The 16,081-nt window shown below is 51.7% G+C and carries 18 protein-coding genes and 1 tRNA gene; 12 read left to right on the forward strand and 7 right to left on the reverse strand.

Translation table 11 applies throughout. From position 1 onward, the window contains the following. Position 1: 1 nt before the first annotated feature. Entirely contained in the window at positions 2 to 418 is a 417-nt protein-coding gene (locus ACUY4S_RS04415; protein ID WP_458023045.1) for a hypothetical protein, read from the reverse strand. Between the two features lie 301 nt (positions 419 to 719). On the opposite strand from ACUY4S_RS04415, the gene ACUY4S_RS04420 reads away from it, so the two are divergent. Further along, positions 720 to 793: transfer RNA gene (locus ACUY4S_RS04420), tRNA-Gly, on the forward strand. A 416-nt stretch (positions 794 to 1,209) separates the two neighbouring features. Here ACUY4S_RS04420 and ACUY4S_RS04425 read toward each other — a convergent pair. From ACUY4S_RS04425 to ACUY4S_RS04440, 4 genes are all read right to left on the reverse strand, one after another. Then, positions 1,210 to 1,437 carry a hypothetical protein gene (locus tag ACUY4S_RS04425; protein ID WP_312691656.1) on the reverse strand — a complete coding sequence of 76 codons (228 nt, stop codon included), beginning with the start codon at positions 1,435 to 1,437 and terminating at the stop codon, positions 1,210 to 1,212. Between the two features lie 28 nt (positions 1,438 to 1,465). Beyond that, positions 1,466 to 1,663, reverse strand: coding sequence for a hypothetical protein (locus ACUY4S_RS04430; RefSeq protein WP_458024249.1), 198 nt, complete (start codon positions 1,661 to 1,663; stop codon positions 1,466 to 1,468). Between the two features lie 24 nt (positions 1,664 to 1,687). Then, complete coding sequence (locus ACUY4S_RS04435; RefSeq protein ID WP_458024250.1) at positions 1,688 to 2,521, reverse strand: PAAR domain-containing protein; 834 nt, start codon at positions 2,519 to 2,521, stop codon at positions 1,688 to 1,690. A gap of 695 nt (positions 2,522 to 3,216) precedes the next feature. Further along, on the reverse strand, positions 3,217 to 4,353 hold the full coding sequence (locus ACUY4S_RS04440; RefSeq protein ID WP_458024251.1) for a PAAR domain-containing protein: 1,137 nt from the start codon (positions 4,351 to 4,353) through the stop codon (positions 3,217 to 3,219). A 411-nt stretch (positions 4,354 to 4,764) separates the two neighbouring features. On the opposite strand from ACUY4S_RS04440, the gene ACUY4S_RS04445 reads away from it, so the two are divergent. The 7 genes from ACUY4S_RS04445 (at position 4,765) to ymcF (ending at position 9,429) form a co-directional block, all read left to right on the forward strand. Beyond that, on the forward strand, positions 4,765 to 6,309 hold the full coding sequence (locus ACUY4S_RS04445) for a methyl-accepting chemotaxis protein (protein ID WP_458022171.1): 1,545 nt from the start codon (positions 4,765 to 4,767) through the stop codon (positions 6,307 to 6,309). 182 nt (positions 6,310 to 6,491) lie between these two features. Beyond that, the gene (locus ACUY4S_RS04450; protein ID WP_312691660.1) at positions 6,492 to 7,385 is read left to right on the forward strand and encodes an oxidoreductase; all 894 of its coding nucleotides are present in this window, start codon (positions 6,492 to 6,494) and stop codon (positions 7,383 to 7,385) included. Positions 7,386 to 7,578: 193 nt separating this feature from the next. Continuing rightward, the gene (locus tag ACUY4S_RS04455; RefSeq protein WP_312691661.1) at positions 7,579 to 8,076 is read left to right on the forward strand and encodes a P-loop nucleotide/nucleoside kinase family protein; all 498 of its coding nucleotides are present in this window, start codon (positions 7,579 to 7,581) and stop codon (positions 8,074 to 8,076) included. Between the two features lie 74 nt (positions 8,077 to 8,150). Next, on the forward strand, positions 8,151 to 8,381 hold the full coding sequence (gene yjdI, locus ACUY4S_RS04460) for a 4Fe-4S mono-cluster protein YjdI (RefSeq protein ID WP_312691662.1): 231 nt from the start codon (positions 8,151 to 8,153) through the stop codon (positions 8,379 to 8,381). Between the two features lie 11 nt (positions 8,382 to 8,392). After that, complete coding sequence (locus tag ACUY4S_RS04465; RefSeq protein ID WP_458022175.1) at positions 8,393 to 8,665, forward strand: GNAT family N-acetyltransferase; 273 nt, start codon at positions 8,393 to 8,395, stop codon at positions 8,663 to 8,665. A 352-nt stretch (positions 8,666 to 9,017) separates the two neighbouring features. Further along, entirely contained in the window at positions 9,018 to 9,230 is a 213-nt protein-coding gene (gene cspE / locus ACUY4S_RS04470; RefSeq protein WP_312691663.1) for a transcription antiterminator/RNA stability regulator CspE, read from the forward strand. Next, the gene (gene ymcF / locus ACUY4S_RS04475; RefSeq protein ID WP_409429832.1) at positions 9,187 to 9,429 is read left to right on the forward strand and encodes a cold shock small protein YmcF; all 243 of its coding nucleotides are present in this window, start codon (positions 9,187 to 9,189) and stop codon (positions 9,427 to 9,429) included. Before cspE ends, ymcF begins: the two co-directional genes overlap by 44 nt. A gap of 111 nt (positions 9,430 to 9,540) precedes the next feature. On the opposite strand, the gene ACUY4S_RS04480 is transcribed toward ymcF, so the two are convergent. Beyond that, on the reverse strand, positions 9,541 to 10,320 hold the full coding sequence (locus tag ACUY4S_RS04480) for a helix-turn-helix transcriptional regulator (RefSeq protein WP_458022170.1): 780 nt from the start codon (positions 10,318 to 10,320) through the stop codon (positions 9,541 to 9,543). 110 nt (positions 10,321 to 10,430) lie between these two features. On the opposite strand from ACUY4S_RS04480, the gene ACUY4S_RS04485 reads away from it, so the two are divergent. Further along, positions 10,431 to 11,192, forward strand: coding sequence for a class I SAM-dependent methyltransferase (locus tag ACUY4S_RS04485; RefSeq protein ID WP_458022169.1), 762 nt, complete (start codon positions 10,431 to 10,433; stop codon positions 11,190 to 11,192). A 178-nt stretch (positions 11,193 to 11,370) separates the two neighbouring features. Continuing rightward, positions 11,371 to 12,699: a glycoside hydrolase family 28 protein gene (locus ACUY4S_RS04490; protein ID WP_458022168.1), complete on the forward strand. Its 1,329-nt coding sequence runs from the start codon at positions 11,371 to 11,373 to the stop codon at positions 12,697 to 12,699. 39 nt (positions 12,700 to 12,738) lie between these two features. On the opposite strand, the gene ACUY4S_RS04495 is transcribed toward ACUY4S_RS04490, so the two are convergent. After that, a complete protein-coding gene (locus ACUY4S_RS04495) occupies positions 12,739 to 13,806 on the reverse strand; it encodes an SDR family oxidoreductase (RefSeq protein WP_458022167.1) in 1,068 nt (355 codons plus the stop codon). Positions 13,807 to 13,908: 102 nt separating this feature from the next. On the opposite strand from ACUY4S_RS04495, the gene ACUY4S_RS04500 reads away from it, so the two are divergent. Together ACUY4S_RS04500 and ACUY4S_RS04505 are read left to right on the forward strand one after the other, a co-directional pair. Continuing rightward, entirely contained in the window at positions 13,909 to 14,841 is a 933-nt protein-coding gene (locus ACUY4S_RS04500; RefSeq protein WP_458022166.1) for a LysR family transcriptional regulator, read from the forward strand. Between the two features lie 65 nt (positions 14,842 to 14,906). After that, entirely contained in the window at positions 14,907 to 16,025 is a 1,119-nt protein-coding gene (locus ACUY4S_RS04505) for a ribosomal protein uL16 3-hydroxylase (RefSeq protein ID WP_458022165.1), read from the forward strand. Positions 16,026 to 16,081 lie beyond the last annotated feature (56 nt).

The raw sequence follows: 16,081 nt of genomic DNA on the forward strand, positions 1-16,081 counted from the left end.
ATTAATAATTCCGCGTATCCTGGCCGTTGAAGATATTTTGCTGACTGGTTGATGAATGGCCATTGCTGTACCGTGTGTCCTGCCCGCCAAAAATATTGGCTCGGCTGCTCGCACTTTCGCCATTGCTGTATTGGGTGTCCTGGCCATCAAAAATGTTGGCGCGGCTGGTCGAACTACTTCCATCGCTGTTTTTCACATCCTGACCGCCAAAAATATTGGCGCGACTGGTCGATGATCTGCCGTCGCTATACTGAACATCCTGTCCCCCAAAAATATTAGCCCGACTCGTTGACGTCGTTCCATTATCGTAGCGGCAATCCTGACCGCCAAAAATGTTCTCCCGGCAACTGTCCGCTAATGCAACATTGACGAAACCCGACATCAGAAAAAATCCTACAAACAATGACTTAATATTCATTGTTCTCTCCGGTTTAGAAATGGTGACGACGGGAGATATGCTATTCCTTATCTGGCGAGGCGGCAGGTGCGGTTGTCCTAATCTCTGTCAATTTATCCTGGGAAACGCAAAGAATGAGCAGACTTACGGGGAAGACAGCGAGCGACTTTTGTTTGCCGCGGGCTGAAGCGGAGAGGTCTTCATTGCCGATCCCGGCGCATAAGGAAGCCGTAAAGATTAACTGCTTAAAACTCCAGCGGTTATCCGCAATCACACCTTGCTCTGTCGCGGTAAGGGGTTATAATGCCACTCGCACCTCAAAGCGGGCGTAGTTCAATGGTAGAACGAGAGCTTCCCAAGCTCTATACGAGGGTTCGATTCCCTTCGCCCGCTCCATGACCTTTAAAATCCTTATAAATCAATGCATTACCTCTAAGTTAATGTGACCAAAGTACCGCTATTTACCCTGAAAGTTGCCGCGATTTGTTGAACGGTGAACAGGGCGTTTAGCAAAGCGCTGGCGGTCATCTCACTTTCTTGAAGATGAGCAAGACTAAAACAAGACAAATGGCGCTACCGACAAATGCAGTGATCAAGAGGTTATCCACTGAACGCGATGAGTCATCTTTGATCGCTTCACATAAACGGGCTTCCATCTGACCTGTTGAAGGGGGGCCGTTGTATTGCCGGGTTAGTCCAAAATCAAGCGCTGGGATCATCAGGGCTATAGAGTAGATGGCGAATACTAAGACAATGCCTCCCTATCGAAGGATAGATTTTGTTCTATTTATCATCCTAAGCAGCCCTTCAAATCATCTCACCTTTTTAAAAATAAGTAGAATGAGAGGTACACTGATCACAAAACCGTAAACCGCCGCATCAAAAACACCATTTGTAGCTTCAGCAAGTGAATCAACAGCCTGGTAATACTCTTTTAATGGAACAGGGTTTGACACGAGGAGCTGATTTTCAAAGAAAATCGAGAATGCTTGTGAGGCGATGAACAGCCCGAGGAAGTAGCCCAGGGTGACAATACCCATTCCACACCATCTGAGGATGGTTTTGGTTCTACTCGTCATTGTCATAAGATCCACCTAATACTCCGCCCACAGTACCGCCGGAATAAGGAGATAATGAATCTCCAGTAGCGGCGGCTCCCGCTGCAATATGCTGAATTTTACCTTTTGGCGATTTCTGGAAGTGCGATAAGTTGTCCTTATTGGGATACACTTTTTTAAACTCGCCCGTCATTTCAATAACTGCCATAGATGAGAAGTTTGAGCTTTTTGACTAAAGATAACGCAGCAATGAGACAGGGATCGTGAAATCTTCTTCGGATTCGATAGGAATCTGCGTCGTGGTCGATGTGTAATTGTGTTCGAATACTCTTGAACCAGCAAACTTGATCCCTTCAACAGAATAAGTGGTACAGTTCTTCCCTGTTACGTCGTACTCATCGATTGTATGGCCTCTTCGCTTTGTTGTTTCATTCATCTCCGACGTTTGAATCGCTGGTTCACCCTTGCTCCATCGGTCTTCAAAGAATTGTCTCGTTTTCTTCGGGTCAGCGTCATCTATACGGAATACTCTTGCACCCATCCGGTATCGTTCGGCTCTATAGTAAGCTCTCGCATCTTCACCTTGCAGAAAGTTTAAAATCCCATCACCCGTAAACCCTCCTGGATTCGTTCTACCATAGCGCCCATAGGTATAAAGGTAGACATGGTTATTCTCATGCACCGAAACAAAAGCATGACCAGCCCCTTTGGTTTCAGTCCAGATGTAAACGCCGTTCAATAAATGGTTATCTTCTGGCTTGCAGGTGTCAGCAAAGCTGTTTTGCTTCTTCGCTGCCTGTGCGTGCTGCACTGGCTCTACAGGCGCTCTAGCTCCGGAAGGGGGATTAACCTCAACGGTGCCAGGCGCGATAAGGAAATTTGAACCACCCGGACAATCGCAGTGGATGACAGACCCCTCTACTGCCACAGCTTCGCCGTTTGTTTGTCGGTGATCTCCGGTGACAATCACACCCACTTTCCCGCATTTTGGGCAGGGAGACGTTTTATCGCCATGTAGCCCAATGTTCTTGCCGTGAACGATGAAGCCTCTGTTGACTGAAACCATATGATCCCCTTAATTCCCTTTACTTATTACCCAAATCTTCCTTGCGGCCTTTCTGAGAATAATCATCCCGGATGGAGCAATTATCGTTTCATTAAAACGATGTTTTATTACGGGAGATTAATCAGAACGGGTTTGATGAACCTTTATTAATTTCCAGGCAGGAAGGATAAGTTGTGAGCTTGTTCAAAATTATGCATTAATTTTTCATCAGGGAATAATTGTACCATCAATAAAAATTCTATTTATCAGACGGTTAACTTTTTTATAACCTAAAGCTTCAAGAGAAACACGGTCAGCTGGGAGGGGGTTAAATCCCCCCTCGCTGACAGTCTCTGAAAAGTTAACAGCGAAGACAAGATCGAAGTAAAGCACTATAACGTAATAGGCAATGCACATTAGTGCGATACTCACCCACCTGATCCACAACGTCTTAGCATCACCTTACCTTTTTAAAAATTATTAAGATTAGAGGGATGCAGATCGTAAAACCAAAGAGGGCGACATTAAAAACGCCATCCGTTGCTTGCATGAGCGAGTCTATTGATGCCTGGTACTCTTTTAATGGAATTGGACCTGAGAAAAGCATGCTTTCATTTTCGCTGAATGCGGAAAAAGAGAAAGACGATAGTGCCAGCGCAATATAGTAGCAAAGCGATACAGTGCCAATTCCACACCATCTGAGGATGGTTTTGGTTCTACTCGTCATTGTCATAAGATCCACCTAATACTCCGCCCACAGTACCGCCGGAATAAGGAGATAATGAATCTCCAGTGGCTGCACCTTCCGCTGCAACATGCTGAACGACACCCCCGTAAGTTTCCTGGATTGGTCGCAAATTGCCTGAATTAGGGTATTGCTCCTGGAACTTGCTCGTCATCTCAATGACAAGCATTGAGGACATGTTGCTACCCTTTGCGATGAGGTATTTTTGCAGAGATACAGGAACGGTGAAGTCTTCTTCGGCTTCGATAGGTAGCTGCGTCGTTAATGATGTATACCCGTGTTCGAAAACCGTCGAGCCAGCAAATTTGATACCTGCTACTGAATGTGTAGTGCAATTGCTCCCAGTAACATCATATTCATCAATGGTACGGCCTCTTCTTCTTGTTGTTTCATGCATTTTTTCCGTTTGGATAGCTGGCCTTGCGTTGTTCCATAGCACTTCGAAAAATTTTCGTATTCTCACCGGATCTGCGTCATCTATGCGGAAGACACGAGCACCCATTTCATACAGTTCAGACCGATAGTATACCCTTGCGTCTTCCTCTTGCAGGAAGTTAAGAATGCCATCACCCGTAAACCCTCCTGGATTCGTTCTACCATAGCGCCCATAGGTATAAAGGTAGACATGGTTATTCTCATGCACCGAAACAAAAGCATGACCTGCCCTTTTGGTTTCAGTCCAGATGTAAACGCCGTTCAATAAATGGTTATCTTCTGGCTTGCAGGTGTCAGCAAAGCTGTTTTGCTTCTTCGCTGCCTGTGCGTGCTGCACTGGCTCTACAGGCGCTCTAGCCCCGGAAGGGGGATTAACCTCAACGGTGCCAGGCGCGATAAGGAAATTTGAACCACTCGGACAATCGCAGTGGATGACAGATCCCTCTACTGCCACAGCTTCGCCGTTTGTTTGTCGGTGATCTCCGGTGACAATCACACCCACTTTCCCGCATTTTGGGCAGGGAGACGTTTTATCGCCAATGCAGAGTTTTAGTCTCCCCATAACGGTAAATCCGCTCCGGCTTGCATAACATTCAGCCCCTGTAGACGTTTTATCCCCATGTAGCCCAATGTTCTTACCGTGAACGATGAAGCCTCTGTTGACTGAAACCATATGATCCCCTTAATTCCCTTTACTTATTACCCAAATCTTCCTTGCGGCCTTTCTGCGAATAATCATCCCGGGTGGAGCAATTATCGTTTCATTAAAACGATGTTTTATTACGGGAGATTAATCAGAACGGGTTTGATGAACCTTTATTAATTTCCAGGCAGGAAGGATAAGTTGTGAGCTTGTTCAAAATTATGCATTAATTTTTCTTCAGGGAATAATTTTACCATCAATAAAAATTCTATTTATCAGGTGGTTAACTTTTCTATAACCTAAAACGGTTAAGTCAAAGATATATATTACATCTTTCCATTAATCTGCCTTCTGTATTTACCGATAACAGAAAAAGGCACGGCCGCCATTTTATGACCGCTGCTTTACCCGCCCTATAAAACAACAACAGGTACCGATGCCATGAAACTATCGCTTGCGCAAAAACTGTGGCTCCCTCTTCTCGTGGCGTTGATATGCCTGGCCGGAACCCTCTTCTTTGGTTCTCTGACCGTTAAAAATGACCAACTGGCACTGCGCAAAAACGAGCTGCAGCATGTGTCGCAACTCGCGCTCAGTATTGTTAAAACCCAGGCGGGCCTTGCTGACAAGGGATTGATATCACAGGAAGAAGCGCAACAGCGAGCCCTGCAGCTAATTAAAGACCTGCGCTATGGCGACACCGGTTATTTTACGATTCTGAATAATCAGGCGCAGGTGATCATGCATCCCATCAACGCCAAACTGATTGGAAAAGGGCCAGATATTGCCGATGCAAATGGCGTCTATATTTTCAGAGATATGGTGTCCGTCACCCAGGGGAATCAGGCTGGTTTTACGGCTTATGTGTTTCCCCGTCCGGGGGAGCAGGAAGCACAACCGAAAATTGCGTACAACATCCCCTGGGCGCCATGGGGCTGGATAGTCACCACCGGGTTGTACGTGGATGATATCGACGCAGCATTTCTGGTGTCGCTCTACCACAACCTGATGCTGTTTGTGGCGATCAGTATTCTGCTTTCTGTTCTGGTTTATGTCATTAACCGCGGGACATTGCGCACGCTGGGGGGCGAACCGCGTTATGCGGTTGATGTCGCTGCGCGCATTGCCGCGGGCGATCTCTCCCTGGCGGTAAATAAAAAAGCCGGCGACAGTTCAAGCCTGATCCATGAAATGGGGGTCATGCGTGAGCAATTGACTGCGGTGATAGAAGACATTCGCGATGGGGCGGAGATCATCAATACCAGCACGCATGATATCGTCGCTGGGAACCAGGAAATTGCGATGCATTCTGACCGGCAGGCCAGTTCGCTCGAAAAAACCTCATCCAGTATGGAAGAGATCACCGCAGCGGTTAAACAGAACGCAGAAAACGCCGGGCAGGCACGCCAACTGGCGAGTGAAGCCGTGGATATTGCCTCACGTGGCGGTGTGGCAATGAAGAGCATGAACGAAACGATGAACGGTATTTCTGAAAGCGCCGGGAAAATTGCCAGCATTATCGAGGTGGTCAACGGCATCGCATTTCAGACCAATATTCTGGCGCTGAATGCCGCAGTTGAGGCCGCAAGAGCCGGTGAGCAGGGGCGAGGATTCGCCGTCGTGGCAGGGGAAGTGCGCAGTTTGTCATTACGTAGTTCTCAGGCGGCACAGGAGATAAAAGGCCTGGTTGAGGAGTCTGTCGCGCGCGTTGAGAGTGGCTCTTCACAAATTAAAGTCGCTGGCAGCAGCATTGAGGAGATGATTACCGCAGTGCAGCGCGTGTCGAATATTATGTCGGAAATTTCGGTCGCCACGGATGAGCAGAGCAAAGGCATTAGCCATGTGAACGAAGCCATTGTACAAATTGATGCGGTGACGCAGCAAAATTCAGTCTTACTGCAACATGCTGTATCTGCGGCGAGCGCGCTGGAAGAGCAAACCCGCCGGTTAACCGAAACCGTGGCCTTTTTTAACACCGGCAGATAATACCCGTCATCTTCTCCGCGTGGGTCTGCCAGGCAGATCCACATTTTTCATTCTTCTGCGCTTGCGTAAAACAGCGTTATTGCTTGATCAAAGCATTAACGCTCGCCTGCATTGTCATCGCCGCTGGTTAGTATCATATTGAGTGAGATTATTCGTCAGCTAATGATCTTCAGGAGAGTGATATGGCTTCAGAGAATCCCCGCGTTGCCCTTATTGGCCCGGGCGCAATAGGCACCACCATTGTGGCAGCGATGCATGAGGCTGGCCGCACCCCTACCGTGTGTGGTCGTACCGCGCACCCGCAGTTGGTGCTGCGTCACGATGAGGGGCGCATTGTGGTACCCGGCCCGGTGCTGACCGATCCCAGCGTTATCACGCAGCCGTTCGACCTGGTTTTTGTGGCGGTAAAAACGACGCAACTGGCGGCTAGCGCGGCATGGCTGAAAGCGTTGTGCAACGAAAAGACGGTGGTCTGTGCGCTGCAAAATGGTGTCGAGCAGAAAACACAGTTTGCCCCGTATGTGGCGGGCGCGACGGTGTTGCCTTCAGTCGTGTGGTTTCCCGCGCAACGTGAACCGGATGCCTCTGTCTGGCTGCGCGCCAAACCGCGCCTGACCTTGCCCGATACCCCCGCCACCACGCGGGTGCAGGCGGCGTTAGCCGGGACGCGTTGCAGCGTTGACGTCTCCGCCGATTTCCCATCCGTTGCCTGGCGCAAGTTATTACAGAATGCGGCAGCAGGGCTGATGGTGCTGTCCGGGCGTCGCGCCGGGATGTTCGCACGCGAGGACATCACTGCGCTGGCGCTGGCATACCTGCGGGAATGCCTTGCGGTCGCACGCGCAGAGGGCGCAACCCTGAGTGACGATGTTCCGCAGGAGATTGTGGCCGGGTTCCAGCGCGCGCCGGCTGACCTTGGCACATCCATTCTTGCTGACCGCCAGGCGGGTCGCCCTCTGGAATGGGATATCCGCAATGGTGTGGTACAGCGGTACGGCAAAAAACACGGCATCCCCACACCGTTCAGTGATGTGATTGTGCCGCTACTTGCGGCAGGCAGCGACGGTCCGGGCTGACCAGCAGGGTTGCCATTCAGCGCTGGTGATGCGGCTGAATTGCTGTTACGTTGATAACATGCGCAAAACATATTCAGCCCCATTATTTATTGTGAGCATTATTTACACCGTCATACGAAGGGTGGGATAGCGTTCATCTTTTTCCCGCCAGCACGGCGGGGGCCTTGCTGGTACGCAACCTGTGAGGTATTCAATGACTGACCTTCATCCATCCCGACCGACACTGCATATCCTGTGTGGCAAAATTGCCGCAGGTAAATCGACCCTTGCCGCCGAACTGAGTAAAACACCAGGCACCATTGTGTTGAGCGAGGACAGCTGGTTATCGCCGCTGTTTAGCGATCTTATGCACTCTGTGCAGGACTATGTTCAGTACTCCGCGAAACTCAAACTGGCCATCAAACCGCATGTCATTGCATTACTGCATGCTGGCGTTAATGTCGTGCTGGATTTCCCGGCCAATACGCTTGCCAGCAGAGAGTGGATGATGAGCATCATCAACGCTTCTGGCGCAGAACATTTGCTGCATTATCTCGACGTGAGTGATGAGGTGTGCAAAGCGCGGCTACGCCAGAGAAATGCCGCAGGCCAGCATGATTTCGCTGCCACTGAGCAGCAGTTTGAGCAGATCACGCGCTATTTCGTCGAACCGACAGCAGATGAAGGCTTTCAGATCCGCCGATATTGCTGAGACAGGCAGGTACCTTGTAGTCTCCCGTCAGAGCTATGCTTATTTTCAACACCAATAATAATCGGGGCAATGTCATGGATAAGGAACTACTGGACGCGGGTTACCGGGTCTATACCGGAGAGAAAATCGACGTCTACTTCAACACAGACGTTTGTCAGCATGCTGGAAATTGCGTGCGCGGCAGCGCTAAGCTCTTCAACCTGAAACGCAAACCGTGGATCATCCCGGATGAAGTAGATGCTGCCACAGTAGTGAAAATTATTGATACCTGCCCGAGCGGTGCGCTGAAGTACCGCCATAACTGAGTGAGACAATGATGGAAATACTGGAAGGTCATAACAAGTTCTATGTGAATGATGCCGAAGGGAGCCAGGTGGCGGAGATCGTTTTTGTTCCCACGGGCGATCATCTGAGCATTATTGAGCATACCGATGTCGATCCGAGCCTGAAGGGGCAGGGGGTAGGCAAACAACTGGTCGCGAAAGTGGTAGAAAAAATGCGTGCTGAGAAGCGCAAAATTATTCCGCTGTGCCCGTTCGCCAAACACGAATTTGATAACACACGCGAATACGATGACATTCGTGCATAAATCCCTGCACTGGTTAACGCCAGTGCAGCTATTTCATGCTTCTGCATGAACAGGGCTATCTTGCTGGCGGCCCTGTATGACTGGCCGTTTGCCGCCATGGTAAACGGTGCGCGGAGAGTAAAAAACAGACACATGGAAAATAAATTTAAAATAAGGCTTGCATCCATATCTCTGCCGTGCGTTAATGCGTCGTCGGTTTGATAATCATTATCTCCAGCAGTTCACTAAAGTCTTTCTCATCTCTAAGTACCACCTTGCTACTTCTATTTGGGTCTTCGCTTTACACTCTGATAAAAATAATGTCTCAGACCATTGCTGCCGAAAAGGCTAACAAAATTAGAAGGTAACAAGTATGTCTACTAAAATGACTGGTATCGTAAAATGGTTCAACGCTGAGAAAGGCTTCGGTTTTATTTCTCCGAAAGACGGCAGTAAAGATGTGTTCGTACACTTCTCTGCTATCCAGAGCGATAACTATCGTACTCTTGAAGAAAATCAAGAAGTTGAGTTCACCATTGAAAATGGTGCGAAAGGCCCGGCTGCGGCAAACGTCGTCGCCCGCTAAGGATTTAAAGATTACTCATCGTACTCATTTCCGCTGCCCTTGCTGTAGCGGAACGCAATATCGGATTTCCAGTTTCGATGTCACTGAAAAGAATCCGTCTGGCGCAAAATGTATTTTTTGTAAGTCATCCATGACTGCATTTAATAATTTTTCTGCCTGGATTCACTCTTCTCAGATGCCGCTCGATTTCCGCAAATAATAAAAATCAGGTCAGTTTACTGGCCTGATTTTTTTATTCCTGCTGGTTCAAAATATATTCTCTCTCTTCACGCCATAAGCGCTCCCGTCACAGCAGTCGGAGGGGGAAGAATTACACCGCCATTAACATTATCATTTTGACAGAACGATTGCTGGTCAGTTGCCAGGTCATCTGTCGATAGTGCAGCTCGCCCTGAAGGGGATGGTTAAACACGCGCTCTCCACCTTCGCGCACCACCACCTGCTGGCGTGACCAGAAACTGCGAAACAGATCGCTGTCATTACTCAGGCTTTGCACAAAGTGATTCAGACCCTGGTCATGAGGGTAGTGCATTGCATCGGCGCGCAGTTCCGCTACGATACGGCTGGCGCGCGTTTCCCAGTCGGCCACCAGCGTACGGGCCTGCGGATAACGAAACATAAAATCCATCATGTTGGGTGCAGGCACGCTACCCAGCCAGCCGCTAAACAGCGCTTCGGCGGCCTGATTCCAGGCCAGCATATTCCAGGTGAGATCAAGTAAATAACAGGGGCAGGCCATCTGAGTAACCGTTGCCAGCACGTCCTCCTCTACCGTGACGACCTGCTCTTCCTGCGGATCGTTTTGCATTGCCAGGTGGAAGAGATACTTACGTTCTGTCGGTTTCATTTTCAACACGCTAGCAATATTCGACAGCGTCTGCGCAGACACGACAATGTCCCGTCCCTGCTCAATCCAGGTGTACCAGGTTGTACTTATCCCGCTGAGCTGTGCCACCTCTTCCCGGCGTAACCCGCGGGTGCGCCGCCGGCCCTGCGCCGGTAAGCCAATGTCTGCAGGTTGGGTGTTTTCTCGCTGCGAACGCAGGAACGCGCCAAGCGTTTTTGGCCCGGCGAAGAGGGTATTTTCCATGGGGGGTACTCGCTAATACCAGTATAAATGCCAATATTGTACCAATATAAACAGCCCCGTATAGTCGCCTCAGAGCAGGTTTTTTTGTCGTGCTGAAAAAGGAAAAGAGAATGGCAGTCAATCATCATGAGTTAACCCAAAAGCAATTTGGCGATCAGGCGCAGGCTTACTTGCAGAGTCAGGTTCATGCGCAGGGGGCAGATTTAACCCGGCTGGCAGAGTGGCTGGCAGACGATACCGAAAGTGCCGTACTGGATTTAGGCTGTGGTGCCGGGCACGCCAGTTTTGTGGCGGCCGGGGTAACACGCGCCGTAACAGCATATGATCTGTCGGAAAAAATGCTTGAGGTGGTGCGTCAGGCGGCCGTCGAACGCCAGCTTGGTAATGTCACCACCGTGCATGGCGCGGCAGAAAAGCTGCCGTTTACCGACGCCGCCTTTGACGTCGTGATCAGCCGCTATTCCGCCCACCACTGGCATGATGTGGCGCTGGCGCTGCGCGAAGTGAAACGCGTACTGAAACCGGGTGGAAAATTTATTCTGATGGATATCGCGTCGCCGGGGCGCCCGGTTCTCGACATCTGGCTGCAAACCATTGAGGTGCTGCGCGACCCGTCTCATGTGCGCAACTACTCCCCTGCAGAGTGGCTGCAAATGACTCAGCAAAGTGGCATGACGGTGCAAAAAATGGTTTCGGACAGGCTGGCGCTGGAGTACAGCTCGTGGGTGGAACGCATGAAAACGCCGGAGGTGTTGCGCGCGGCGATTCGCTACTTGCAAAGCCACACGTCTGAAGAGGTAAAACAGCACTTTCTGATCGGTGATGAGGGGTCTTTTACTACCGATACCCTTATGTTTCAGACCCGGGCCTGATGATGCCCGGTGCGCTCGGCTGGACGGGCGCACCAGGCATCCAGGCTGTTAGTAAATAAATCTTTTATAAATCAGCCATAAATAAGTGCTTTTGCACAATAGTTCTCGTGCATTTCATGCCCTAAAGTAAATTACCGCATCAATGGACTTTGGCAATTGACTTATCAATCGAGGACCTATGAACAAATCTCTGCTTGCGCTGATCTGCTGTGGCGCTTTTTCATCTGCGATGGCGCAGGCCGCGCCTTCCCACTGTATTCCTGACGATTTTGGGGGTAAGGGCGATGCAAAAACCCTCAACACCGATGCTATCCAACAAGCAATAGAGCAATGCAGCCAGCGTGGTGGCGGTACTGTGTTGTTATCGCCCGGGGTCTGGCTAAGTGGCCCGCTCCAGCTACGTAGCAATATCACCCTGAATATAGCGCCAGGGGCAACGCTGAAAGCCAGCAACCAGGAAGGGAAATTCATCCCGGCCTTTATTGGTCACCCGGCACGCACCAACGAAGCCTTTATTTTTGCCAGCCAGGTGCAGAATGTGGCCATTACGGGGGGCGGTTCGCTGGATGGCGATGGCGAGCAAAGCTGGTGGCCGGAGGCGCTAAAGATCCGCGCAGAAGTGCGCAGCGGCAATACCAAAGCATTTACCGATCGCTTCCCCGGCATCCCGTTGGCTAATGGCGCGCCACGCCCATGGTTTGTGGAGTTCAATGAAGTGAAGGGCGGTAAGATCGCGCAGCTTCATCTGACCAACTCGCCTATGTGGAACATCGTTATCCGCAATAGCGACAATATTGATGTCCATCAGGTGAACATCAGCAACCCGACCACGTCGCCGAATACTGACGGCATGGATATTGTCTCCTCAAGTAATGTCCATATTTCGAATGTCGACATTCACACAGGTGATGACAATATCGCGATCAAATCGGGTCTGGTTCCCGGCACGGGCGCTCCCGCGAAGGAGATCACCATCACCGATTCCATCATGCGCGATGGACACGGTATTTCGCTGGGCAGCGAAACCGCCAACGGGATCGGGCGGGTCACGGTCAGCAATGTCACTTTCCTGAACACGGAAAATGGGCTGCGCATTAAATCTGCCCGCGATCGTGGCAATACTATTGGTCCGCTGGTGGCGGACCATTTGACGATGACCCATGTCGCCACGCCAGTGCTGGTCACCAATAGTTACAGTGGTCAGTCGGGTGCGCAGGGTAACACCTTAATTTCGCCGCTTGATAACGCCGCTATCACCGCCACCACGCCGAAAATCAACGGCGTGAATATTTCGTATCTCACCGCCACCAATGCCAATCATGCCATGATTTTTAGCGGCTTGCCGGAGTCGCTGGTGCAGGGCGTTTCGCTGCAACATATTGATATTTCTGCCAAGTATGGGGTGCAGGCCCGTTATGTCTCTGGCACAGGCAGTGATGTGCATATCACTGCGCAGGAGGGAGCGAGAGTAGAGCAGGGCCCGCAGACAGCATTGACGCTAAACTGACGGTGCGCCCGGCGCCGTTTCGGGCGCCGGGCAAGCGGGTTAACGCGGAATAATATGTTCTTCCCGCAGTCGGTCAAAGAGCGTCATGAACGAATCGAGCGTGCAGCGATAGCCAGTAAACCCGGCTTTGCGGCTTTTACTCATATCCGCAAAGGCTTCCATCGGGCGGCCGAGATCGGCATCGGTATGCCACCAGGAGGCGAGCTTGCTGACATCGTTTTCGCGCAAGTGATAGCGCTGTGCAATGTCGCGCCAGGCGGTGGCGGCTTCCTGCATGCGGCCTTCCAGCGGGAGCATACTGGTCGGGTAATCCGCCGGTTCAATGCCAAAATAATCTGCCAGTTTTGGCCACAGCCAGTTCCAGCGGAACACATCGCCATTTACGGCATTAAAATCGGCGTTGGCCGCATTCGGGCTTTGCGCCGCCCAACTCAGTTGTTCCGCCAGCACATCCGCATCCGTGACATCCGACACGCCGTTCCACTGCTCGGGCGAACCGGGGAAGATAAATGGCCAGCCCTTTTCCTTGCATAACGTGGCGTAGACCGCCAGCGTTAGCCCCATATTCATGGCATTACCCAGCGCATAACCAATGATGGTATGCGGGCGGTGAACGCTCCAGCGGAAGCCATATTTTTCTGCACCGGCGAATACTTCATCTTCCTGAGCGTAGTAAAAGTTTTCCACCTGCTGGCGGCCCTGCTCTTCACGGAAGGGGGTTACCGGCACGTTGCCTTTGCCATATGCCTCGAACGGGCCAAGGTAGTGTTTCATGCCGGTCACTAGCGCAACGTGCGCGCCACGGAGTCGCTCACCCAGCGCATGGATGACGTTTTTGACCATTGCGCCGTTAACGCGAATATTGGCCTGCTCATTTTGCTGGCGCGCCCAGACGCTAAAGAACAGCGCGTCTGGCGTTATGTCGCGCAGCGCCGTGATTACTGCCTGGTCATCCGTTAAATCCGCAGTCAGGCTGATGCACCCGGCGGGGACTTCACCGCGTCCGCGCGACAGACCGTAAACCCGCCAGCCTTCGCCAGTGAGTTGTTCCGCCAGTGCGCGGCCAATCACACCACTAATGCCGACAATTAATGCTGTTTTCTGCACAGAATTTCTCCCCAATGTTTGCCTATAAAGAGCCTAATAGAGAATTCTTTTCTTATCTCTGGTATTAATTCGCATGATTATCAACTTTGGTTCATAAATACGATGCGCGATCAGCGACTGAAAGACATTGTTCCCTTTGTAACCTGTGTCGAGGAGGGGAGTTTTACAGCAGCGGCGGAACGGCTGCATCTGACCGGGTCGGCCATCAGTAAAAGCGTGGCCCGGCTGGAAGCACGGTTAGGTTCGCGTCTGCTGGAACGCACCACGCGCCGGCTAGAGCTGACCGATGCCGGGCATGCCTGGTACCAGACATGTGTGCGTATCCTGGAGGAACTGGCTGAAGCTGAATCGGTGCTGGCTGCGCACCGCACGATTCCGTCCGGGCGCTTACGCCTGGCCGTGCCGAATACATACGGTCGGCTCGGCGTGATGCCAGTGCTGATGCCATTTTGTCAGCTGCACCCGGAGATAGAACTGAGCCTGACCTTCTCGGATCGCTTTGTTGATCTGTTTGAGGAGGGCATTGATGTGGCGGTACGTATCGGGCAGCCGGAGGCGTTGCCTGCATCGTTGGGTTGCCGACGTCTTGGTCGCGAGAAGATGGTGTTTTGCGCCTCGCCAGATTACCTGCAACGAGAAGGGACGCCGCAGAACGAAGCGGCGCTGATGGAACACCAGGCCATTCTTTATGAGCGCGTAGATGGCACGACCAAGCCTTGGCTGTTCACCACGGAAGACGGTCACCCGCAATGGCGTACCGTCGCGCACCGCATGGCTCTGGGCGATGTCGATGCCCAGGTCCTGGCGATTTGCGCAGGACTCGGCGTCGCGCAGATGCCCACCTGGTTGGTGCACCGCCAGCTGGAAAGCGGAGCGTTGCATATTGTCTTGCCTCACCTGCAGCCTGACGGACTGGCGTTAACGCTGGTGTGGCCGCGTCGCAAGCAGTTACTGCCAAAGGTGGATGCGCTGCTTGCGGCATTAAGCCAACTGGTGATTGCACCGCCGTTACCCGTACAAGCTCTTGACCAATGACAAGGCGGGCCGGGGAGATCACTCTTTATAATCTCCCACGTTTCCCTTCTCACTGGTGTGGATCTATGGCTTACCAACTTAACCTTAACTGGCCAGAATTTTTTGAAAAATACTGGCAAAAGAAACCCGTTGTCCTGAAGCGCGCATTCGTGGACTTTGTTGATCCGATAACGCCGGACGAACTGGCTGGTCTGGCGATGGAGCCGGAAGTCGACAGCCGCATTGTCAGCCATGTGAATGGCCAGTGGCAGGCATGGAATGGCCCCTTCGAGCAGTTTGATCATTTAGGCGAAACGAACTGGTCCTTGCTGGCACAGGCAGTAAACCACTGGCATGCGCCCTCTGCGGAACTGGTAAAGCCGTTTCGTGTGCTGCCGGAGTGGCGTTTTGATGATCTGATGATCTCCTATTCCGTGCCGGGCGGTGGTGTAGGCCCGCATATCGATCAATATGATGTGTTTATTATCCAGGGGATGGGGAGCCGCCGCTGGCGCGTGGGCGATAAGTTACCAATGCGTCAGTTCTGCCCGCATCCTGCGCTGCTGCATGTTGACCCTTTCCCGCCGATCATTGATGAAGATCTGGAGCTTGGCGACATTCTGTATATTCCGCCAGGATTCCCTCACGACGGTTTTACCCATGAGACTGCCTTCAACTACTCGATTGGCTTCCGTGGGCCGAATGGCCGCGATTTGATCAGCAGTTTTGCAGACTACGCGCTGGAAAACGATCTCGGTGGCGAGCACTACAGCGATCCGGACTTAACCTGCCGGGAACACCCGGGCAGAATCGAGGAGTATGAGCTGGAGCGCGTCCGCAGCATGATGATCGCGATGATCAACCAGCCGGAACATTTTAAACAGTGGTTCGGCAGCTTTATTACCACGCCGCGTCATGAGCTGGATATTGCGCCGGAACCGGACGATTACAGCGTAGAAGACGTGGTTGGCGCGCTGCAAGATGGGCAGGTATTGACCCGTCTTAGCGGGTTACGGGTACTCAACGTGGGTGGCCGCTTCTTTATTAATAGCGAAGAGCTGGAAACCGCCGATGCACAAGCGGCAGATGCCCTTTGCCGTTACACCACGATTGGCCTGAATGAGCTGGGTAAGGCACTGGACAACCCGGCATTCGCCGCCGAGCTGACTGCGCTGGTGAATCAGGGCTACTGGTACTTCGATTAGCCCCGCTAAAGCAAAGCTGCCATCGGGCTGGTGCCGGATGGCGGCCTGGTGAATGC

The organism is Kosakonia beeri, from assembly GCF_054165705.1.